We start from the raw sequence: 8,084 nt of genomic DNA on the forward strand, positions 1-8,084 counted from the left end.
CGTTTTTTTAGAATAGTATACGTGCGTCTTAAATTTTATTTCCGCCTGGTCTTTTGCGCAGCGGCTGGCTTTGGAACTACAACAGGCTTGCTTTTATATCGTCTGTAAGAAACTATTGCCAAAATAGCTACAATTGAAATTGTAATATAAACCCATGACGGAATTGGAACAGGATCACCCTGAGCATAAGAATGCAGTCCACTTAGATAGTAATTTACACCAAAATAGGTCATGATAATGACTGAAAAGGCAAGCAGTGAAAGTAAGTTGAACAGGTATTTGCCTCGCATTCCCGGTATAAGTCTCAGATGGAGAACAAATGCGTAAACGATCACTGAAATAAACGCCCACGTTTCTTTAGGATCCCAGCTCCAGTAGCGTCCCCAGCTTTCATTTGCCCATATACCACCAAGGAAAGTACCAACTGTTAAAAGGAATATCCCCACTGTTAGCGACATCTCGTTCACGATGCTTAGTTCATTAACAGAAGCGGCTACTTTTTTTCCGATCTTTTTATGGTCGATGATATAAAGGACCAATACTACAGTGCCTAATAAAGCACTTAATCCGAAAAAACCGTAGCTGGAAGTGATGATAGCAACATGCACCATTAACCAATAGGATTTAAGCACAGGTACCAGTGGCGTGATCTGAGGGTTCATTTGTGAACCACCATGTGCAAATCCCATTAAAATAACTGCGATGAGACATCCTGCAGCTGGAATAAAAGCATTACTGTTACGGTACAGCAGCAAACCAGACATAACCCCGATCCAGCTGATAAACATTACAGCTTCATACCCATTGCTCCACGGTTCGTGTCCGGATATATACCAGCGCACTCCCAGTCCGAACATCTGTAAAAAAGCTCCTATACTTATCAATATCAGTAAAATCTTTACAGCTTTGGCCAAAGTTTTTGATTCGCTGAAAAGCCTTCCAAATGCAAGAGCAAGGATCAAGGTGCCCAGCAGGGCGTACGCAATCATTAACTTCAGGAATATATTCCAGGAATTGTAGCGCACCTCCATTTCAATTTTTGCAGCTGACGGTACAATGTCTTTGCCCAGCTGGAGCTGGATCTGTTTAAGAGCTCCCAACTTCTGTTCGGCCTCATTCCAATTTCCGGTCTGGATTGCATTATTAACGCTTACCATGTAATCGACTGCTGCATTTGGTTTAGCTGGACTATTCGCAACTGGGGCCTGAGGCGCACTCCAGGTATTGTTTTTATCTCCTGCGATAGGGAAGACTCGCAAATATTGACCATTGAGTAATTGTTGCATCACCTGCAGTTTGTCGTTCAATTCAATGATATCCTTGTCATATCCGTTTTGTTCAGACGGCTTTTTTGCGAAAGATTTCAAATATTCATCTTTCAAGCGAAAATCTACGCTGCCATCAGGAGTTTGACCAAGAAGGTTTACCATGCTGGTGTATCCTTCTTCATTTGCCTCTACCGCTTGAAGTAATCCCGGGCCTCCTTTAGAGCCAACTTTTATCAGGGGTACATTAACCCAATCAAACGGGCGCGCAGACATAGACAAAAAGAATTGGTTTGCGCTTAAGTTATAAAAGCGGTCCTTGCGGTAAAGCTTCCGTAGGATTTCCAGCGCCATAGTATTTACCGGCTCTATACGTCCATCAATATTCTGTACCAGCAAACGGCCAAACTTGTCTGCATGAGCTTCATCAATATGAACAGTATTTGCAAATGTTTTAGCATCAAGCATCTGGCCTGCCAGGAGCTGTTGGATGGCGGCAGCATGATCATGATTTGGTGCTTCTGCCGCTGGCATTGCCGAGCTATCCTGCGTGTGAGTATGGTCATGCTGACTATGATCATGTTCGCTATGCTCATGCTGAGTATGGTCATGTCCCGCTTCTTTTCCATGCATATCAATTTCCTGGCCCTGAGCGGCGAAAGGCAGGAATAGCAATAGAATTAGGCGGGCTTTTGATTTGGATAGTTCCTTTAATTGCTGGCTTAATTTGTGAAAATTCGAACCCTTCCAAAAAAGCGTAACAAAAAGACCTAGAAATAGGAGAGCATAACCGATATAAGTTATCCGGGTTCCCCAAAAATCGTGGTTTACAGATAGCACTGTTCCAAGTTCATCGGGGTCATAGCTGGATTGGAAGAAGCGGTAACCCTGTTCATCCAACACATGGTTCATAAATATCTTATAAGGGCGCTCGGTTTGTCCATTCTGGATAAGGACATCGGATGAATAAGCAGCGGGACTATTACTGCCCGGGTACTTCTCCATTTTGAAATCAGTGAGCTTCAAATAGAAAGGTGCCAGGTATACCCTCGATCCGTAAGCAAGTGAAATTGGAAGTCCACCGATCTCGCTTTGCGACTGAAAGTCTGTCATTCCTCTTCCTCCATAAAAAGATACTGTATCAACTGCATTTGGTGTAGTAACCTCCACTTTTAGGAAATCCAGATCGTGCTCATTTGTACGTTTGTCGCCTTCAAAATAAACGATGTCACCTGGCGAAGCAGGCTGAGGTACAACAAAGGCTAAGTTCCCGAATTGATAAAGACTTCTGAGATGGAAATCCTGAGGTTTGTTATCTGATGTCACCGCCTTCCTTTCCTGTGTGGCCATGATCATATAATTACCCTGAAATGGGGAAGATATGGTGTAGCCAGAGGCCGCGTCTGCAATATTAATAGCACCAGGAGTAGGCTTATTATAGCTAACGATCATATCCTGGATGAGCTTAATACTTCCGCTTGGAATATATTTATTTACCCTTTTGCCATTTTCAACCACAACTAGGTGCAGCGTTTGTTTACCCGAGGGGTTAAGAACAAGTGAATCCTGCGCCCGGGCATAAAAATCTATCACTCTCATCTTGACCCTTTTTCCCTTGTAATCGTATTCAGATACGAAGGATTTGTTAAAAGGCTTAAGATACCAGGGTATCCGATTTGAAAGGAGTATTACGGGAACATCATCATAAGCAAGTGCTTGTTCATTTAAACCTATTTGCACTTTAAAGAAGGTAGCATCCGACACTACCTCATTGCTTGAATCCCCCTCACGTATGTGCATTGTACCCTCGAAACTAATATACCTGGTGATAAACCCTCCGATGAAGATAATGATGAAAGCCAGGTGAAATACAAGTAGGGGAAGTTTTTTTAAGGATAGCAACTGATACCTTTTGATATTGCCCACGAAATTTAGTATCAGCAATACCATAACAAGTTCGAACCACCAGCAGTTGTAGATCAGTTGCTTGGCAACTGCAGTTCCGTAATCGTTCTCCACAAATGTAGCCAGAGCCATAGAGAACGCATAGAAAAGCAACAGGATACCCATAGTTCGGGTAGAGAACAAAATATTTATCGTTTTAGAAATCATTTAGTGTGGATTTTTGCCTGCCCAAGAAAAAGGCACCATATTAGGTAATTTTATAGGACTATTTGAGGTTTTCCAAAAATAAGATACTGGAATGATATTCATATGATATTGGAATGAGAGTTAGAAGGGTTAAATAGAGCATATTCGTTAGAAGGGAATACTGTTCATATTTTCTGGTTATTGGTTTTGATTTTATTTCCTTTTTGTCTACATTTGCGCTCCCTTTGTCTAAGGGTTAAATAATTGATAAACAAACAGAAAATGCAACAGTACGAAACAGTGATCGTTCTTACCCCGTTGTTATCTGACGAAGCTGCGAAAGAGGTTATTGCCAAATTCCGCGGTGTTTTAACTGATAACGGAGCCGAAATTATCCACGAGGATAATTGGGGTTTGAAAAAACTAGCGTATCCAATCCAAAAGAAAACTACTGGATACTATCACCTAATTGAATTTAAGGCTCCGGGTGAACTAATTAATAAACTGGAGGTTGAATACAAGCGTGATGAGCGTGTGATGCGTTTCTTAACGATTGCTCTTGATAAGCATGCACGTGCTTACAGCGAGAAAAAACGTAGTGGCGCTTTCAATCAGAAAAAACAACAAACTGAGGAGGTAGCTGGATAATGGCAAGAGAACAAATTCAATACGTAACTGCCCCTAAAGTAGAGGACAACCGTAAAAAGTATTGCCGTTTCAAAAAGAACGGGATCAAATATATCGATTACAAAGACGCTAACTTCCTTTTGAAGTTTGTTAACGATCAGGGTAAAGTGTTACCACGTCGTTTAACTGGTACTTCTTTGAAGTTCCAGCGTAAAGTGGCTCAGGCTGTAAAGCGTGCCCGTCACATCGGTATTTTACCATATGTTACTGATTCATTAAAATAATTGGAGGTAAGTACGACATGGAAATTATTTTAAAACAGGATGTTAAAAACCTTGGCGAGAAAGACGACGTAGTTAAAGTAAAGCCAGGTTACGGACGTAACTACTTAATTCCACAAGGATTTGCCACTTTGGCTACTCCTTCTGCAAAGAAAGTACTTGCTGAAAACTTGAAACAAGCTCAGTTCAAACAAGAGAAGATTAAAAATGATGCTCTTGCAATTGCTGCTCGTTTAGAGAACGTTAAACTTAGTATCGGCGCTAAAGCTGGTGAAAGTGGTAAAATCTTTGGTGCTGTTAACACTATTCAGGTGGCAGATGCATTGAAGAAAGAAGGATTCGATGTGGATCGTCGTCGTATCACTTTCGAAACTGAACCTAAGTTTGTAGGTGAATACATTGCTAACTTGAACTTGCACAAAGAAGTTAAAGTTAAAGTTCCTTTTGAAGTTGTAGCTGAATAAGCTCTTTTTCGAAAGAAAAATAAAATTAGAGTGCTTCTGGTAATTTATCAGAAGCACTTTTTATTTTTGCCCCGATGTCTCCTGCGAAGAAAAAATCCCCCAAAAAAAGCTCTAGTAGATTTTCAAGATTTATCACAGTAGCCAGGAAAGTAGTTCTATGGTTTTTTATCATTACTATATCCTGGGTTATCATCTATCGGTTCATTAATCCTCCCTTTACCTTATTGATGGTTCAAAGAGGCATTGGAGGTGTTGTGGCAGGAGAGGGATGGAAATTGGAGAAAGAATGGAGAAATTCTGAGGAGTTATCGAACAACCTGAAGCTGGCTGCGGTAGCTGGAGAAGATGCTAACTTCATGCATCACTTTGGATTCGACTTCAAATCTATTCAAAAGGCATATGCGAAGAACAAAGCAGGGAAGCCAATAAGAGGAGGGAGTACTATAAGTCAGCAAACTGCTAAAAATGTCTTTTTATGGCCAGGGCGATCCTATATTCGAAAGGCATTTGAAGCTTATTTCACGCTTCTGATAGAGATCTTTTGGAGTAAAGAAAGAATATTAGAAGTGTATTTGAATGTTGCAGAGATGGGCGATGGGATATATGGCGCTGAGGCAGCAACGAGGAAGTATTATCATAAATCCTCACAGAGGTTAACCAAGGGACAAGCTGCTTTGATCATTGCAGTATTACCGAACCCAAGGAAGTGGTCTCCAGCTCATCCTACAAAATACATTTATTATAAGCAGTATCTAATCTTAAGAAATATGAGGAGAATAGGTAAGCTTAGATTTGATTAGTGGTATTCTAATCAAATCCAAGAGTCGACCACTTTTATTGGGCAGAACTTAGGCTGAAAACCCTGGCGTGCCAGCTCTGCTTGAATGGAACTTCCCAATTGCTATCTAATTCTTTTTTTGTTTGAACCAGATTGTTGAATACAATAGTGTTCTCAGTGATTCTTCCTTCCTGGATTAATCTTTCGAATTCATCCCTGTTGCAGGACGATACCTCTTCTTGTTGCTTGTAGGCAATGTTAAAGCGATCGAAAAGATTTACCCGATAGTCGGCCTCAATTTGCTTCATAAGGTTAACAGATTTATCAATAGAACAGCCTGTTGCGCCTGCCTGACTCTCATCCACCATTAATATGATAAAGCGATCATATTTAATTTCTGCAGATGCTGCCAGCTGAAAACCGTGTGCTTGCCATTGACTTGTAAAGTTGCCCAATAATGCCTCTATCTCTCTTTTTTCTGTATCTGTAAAAGGTCTGTCAGAGTGATAAATCCAAACCCTTGAATTTTCTGAAATTTGCATGGCATAAAGTTAGTTAATTCTTAAATTAGTAGAGGTTTAGCTTCTCTGAATCATGTTTTATAATTGTCAAAAAGGACTGGTCCTGGTTTTGTTGCTTTTGGTGATTTTTCTTTTTTCGGCATTCTCAGATATTTCTATCCGGGCAAATGTGAGCTGGGCTGAAAATTTCGTTAAGAGTTGTTTTGATGCGACAGCGGGTAAGCAGAAACTTAAAAAGTGGGAGCTAGTTATAACTGATAATGGATTCTTCCGATTTAAGAAGTTCTATGTAAATGGAAAGCAGGAATATTTTTCGTTTAATTTAAAGAAGTTTGATGACTTTGATTACCTGGGCACAGAAGAAGTAGGTGAGATTGTTTTGAGAACCAAGGAAGATGATATTATCGTTCAAACTTATAATGATCCGAAAGGAAATATAGATTCGATGGCCCGGGAGTTAAGAATTCCGGTACTTAACGTTCAGGCAGAGATGCTGGATAGTTTGAGGACAAACATGCTCGACTATACCCGTAACTGATTAATGCCATACTCCTATTTAAAAAAGACTAAGAAATTGTTAATCTTTTATTGGCTACATAATATTATTGACTATTTTTGTCGCAGAAGTTAATACTCCCATAGATATGACTTTGATTAATGATTAATGTGTTAAAATAAGATGGCTCGTTTCTCCCAAGGCAGCGAGCCATACTTATTTTGTGCTTTTGAGAATGGGACGTCTATTTTTAAAGAGTTAACGCGGCTTCTTAATTCCATTTTTGATCTTTTACAATTAGTTGGGATCACATAGCGGATCAAGCGGAATTCTTGGGGGGAAGGAATAAAAAGTGTTTTTTTGCAAGCAGTAAAACGTAAATATTATTGTCTTGCAAGATCCATACTTACAATTAGCTACTCTTCTATTACCAAAAGGATTATTAGATTTCTTTGAATTAAAGCAGGTTCTTCAAAGAGAGTCAGGTCTTGAAATCCATCTGGAGGAAAAGAACTTTGTTCCCCATGAGTATCAGGATCAAAAGTTAGAGTCAAAAGGTCTTCTTCCCGCCGTCAGCATTCAGGATTTTCCCATTCGGGGACAAAAGGTAGCTCTGTGTATAAGACGTCGCAGATGGACAGTATTATCTACAGGAGAAATTGTTACAAGAGACTGGGACTTAGTACATAAAGGGGCACGAATGACAACAGAATTCGGTCTTTTTTTAAAAGGAATATTTGGATAACCATCCGATCAGTGCTTATCAGCTGGGTCATTACTTTAAAGTGGATGGCAAGCAGTTGCAGGAGCAATACAAGGACTATCTGAGTTATTATCATAGCTGGGATCAAAAAGAACATGCAGAGAAATGGCTGGTGTTTCCAAAGAATCAGGGCGAGTACCTTAGTATCGATGAAACCGCCCTTTCTAATGGAGAACTTTATACCATTGTTACCAATAAGGCAGCAAAAGGACGAAAGGGAGCTATTGTGGCCATGTGTAAAGGAACAGTAGCAGAAGATATTATAGCGGTACTGGAGCGTATTCCCCTAAGAGTTCGAAACAAAGTTAAAGAAGTTACCCTGGATATGGCAGCTAATATGGCTAAAGCTATTCGCCGTTGCTTTCCTCATGCCAGAAGGGTAATTGACCGCTTTCATGTTCAGAAACTAGCTTCAGATGCTGTTCAGGAACTTCGGATAAAGTATCGCTGGAAGGCCTTGGATGAAGAAAATAAGCTAATAGCCGAAGCCAGAAAGAGTAAACAGAAATACCAGCCGGAAGTATTGAGCAACGGGGATACTCTAAAACAGCTGCTTGCCAGAAGCCGCTACCTGCTTTTTAAGCCATCATCCAGATGGACTCCCTGTCAGAAAGAACGCGCAGATATCCTGTTGCCCAGGTACCCACTTCTACAGAAAGCCTATCTGCTGTGTATCCGCCCGAACAACTACATATTGTCAGTTTCAACTAGTTTCTTAAAGTTCTGCGGATAGAGATCTCTGATATTCTTATGGTTGATCGTCATGATATTCTCCAGGGCGTATTTTAACCATCGGTA

General features: G+C 40.4%; 9 protein-coding genes. 7 read left to right on the plus strand and 2 right to left on the minus strand.

Annotated features, from left to right (window positions below):
- Window positions 1–35 precede the first annotated feature (35 nt).
- The gene (gene ccsB, locus J4N25_RS23955; protein WP_242696010.1) at window positions 36–3,377 is read right to left on the minus strand and encodes a c-type cytochrome biogenesis protein CcsB; all 3,342 of its coding nucleotides are present in this window, start codon (window positions 3,375–3,377) and stop codon (window positions 36–38) included.
- Window positions 3,378–3,638: 261 nt separating this feature from the next.
- Here ccsB and rpsF point away from each other — a divergent pair, with 261 nt between their 5' ends.
- From rpsF to mtgA, 4 genes are all read left to right on the plus strand, one after another.
- Complete coding sequence (gene rpsF, locus J4N25_RS23960) at window positions 3,639–4,004, plus strand: 30S ribosomal protein S6 (RefSeq protein WP_207424421.1); 366 nt, start codon at window positions 3,639–3,641, stop codon at window positions 4,002–4,004.
- The gene (gene rpsR / locus J4N25_RS23965; RefSeq protein ID WP_207424422.1) at window positions 4,004–4,267 is read left to right on the plus strand and encodes a 30S ribosomal protein S18; all 264 of its coding nucleotides are present in this window, start codon (window positions 4,004–4,006) and stop codon (window positions 4,265–4,267) included. The genes rpsF and rpsR overlap by 1 nt, the downstream gene beginning before the upstream one ends.
- Window positions 4,268–4,284: 17 nt before the next feature.
- Window positions 4,285–4,728 (plus strand): 50S ribosomal protein L9, encoded by a 444-nt coding sequence (rplI, locus tag J4N25_RS23970; protein WP_207424423.1) that lies wholly within the window; start codon window positions 4,285–4,287, stop codon window positions 4,726–4,728.
- Window positions 4,729–4,802: 74 nt separating this feature from the next.
- Complete coding sequence (gene mtgA, locus J4N25_RS23975) at window positions 4,803–5,528, plus strand: monofunctional biosynthetic peptidoglycan transglycosylase (protein ID WP_207424424.1); 726 nt, start codon at window positions 4,803–4,805, stop codon at window positions 5,526–5,528.
- Window positions 5,529–5,562: 34 nt separating this feature from the next.
- On the opposite strand, the gene J4N25_RS23980 is transcribed toward mtgA, so the two are convergent.
- Complete coding sequence (locus J4N25_RS23980) at window positions 5,563–6,048, minus strand: ABC transporter ATPase (RefSeq protein ID WP_207424425.1); 486 nt, start codon at window positions 6,046–6,048, stop codon at window positions 5,563–5,565.
- A gap of 52 nt (window positions 6,049–6,100) precedes the next feature.
- Here J4N25_RS23980 and J4N25_RS23985 point away from each other — a divergent pair, with 52 nt between their 5' ends.
- The 3 genes from J4N25_RS23985 to J4N25_RS23995 all read left to right on the plus strand — a co-directional run bounded on the left by J4N25_RS23985 (window position 6,101) and on the right by J4N25_RS23995 (window position 8,019).
- Complete coding sequence (locus tag J4N25_RS23985; RefSeq protein ID WP_207424426.1) at window positions 6,101–6,565, plus strand: hypothetical protein; 465 nt, start codon at window positions 6,101–6,103, stop codon at window positions 6,563–6,565.
- Between the two features lie 349 nt (window positions 6,566–6,914).
- The gene (locus J4N25_RS23990; RefSeq protein WP_207424427.1) at window positions 6,915–7,268 is read left to right on the plus strand and encodes an ISAon1 family transposase N-terminal region protein; all 354 of its coding nucleotides are present in this window, start codon (window positions 6,915–6,917) and stop codon (window positions 7,266–7,268) included.
- Window positions 7,261–8,019 (plus strand): ISAon1 family transposase, encoded by a 759-nt coding sequence (locus J4N25_RS23995; RefSeq protein ID WP_242696011.1) that lies wholly within the window; start codon window positions 7,261–7,263, stop codon window positions 8,017–8,019. The genes J4N25_RS23990 and J4N25_RS23995 overlap by 8 nt, the downstream gene beginning before the upstream one ends.
- The last annotated feature ends 65 nt before the right edge of the window (window positions 8,020–8,084 follow it).

The sequence above is a fragment of the Desertivirga brevis genome, assembly GCF_017355835.1.

Excerpts from the sequence above, each read along its gene's own strand:
- ccsB (WP_242696010.1), bottom strand. The coding sequence starts at position 3,377 with ATGATTTCTAAAACGATAAATATTTTGTTCTCTACCCGAACTATGGGT.
- rpsF (WP_207424421.1), top strand. The coding sequence starts at position 3,639 with ATGCAACAGTACGAAACAGTGATCGTTCTTACCCCGTTGTTATCTGAC.
- rpsR (WP_207424422.1), top strand. The coding sequence starts at position 4,004 with ATGGCAAGAGAACAAATTCAATACGTAACTGCCCCTAAAGTAGAGGAC.
- rplI (WP_207424423.1), top strand. The coding sequence starts at position 4,285 with ATGGAAATTATTTTAAAACAGGATGTTAAAAACCTTGGCGAGAAAGAC.
- mtgA (WP_207424424.1), top strand. The coding sequence starts at position 4,803 with ATGTCTCCTGCGAAGAAAAAATCCCCCAAAAAAAGCTCTAGTAGATTT.
- J4N25_RS23980 (WP_207424425.1), bottom strand. The coding sequence starts at position 6,048 with ATGCAAATTTCAGAAAATTCAAGGGTTTGGATTTATCACTCTGACAGA.
- J4N25_RS23985 (WP_207424426.1), top strand. The coding sequence starts at position 6,101 with ATGTTTTATAATTGTCAAAAAGGACTGGTCCTGGTTTTGTTGCTTTTG.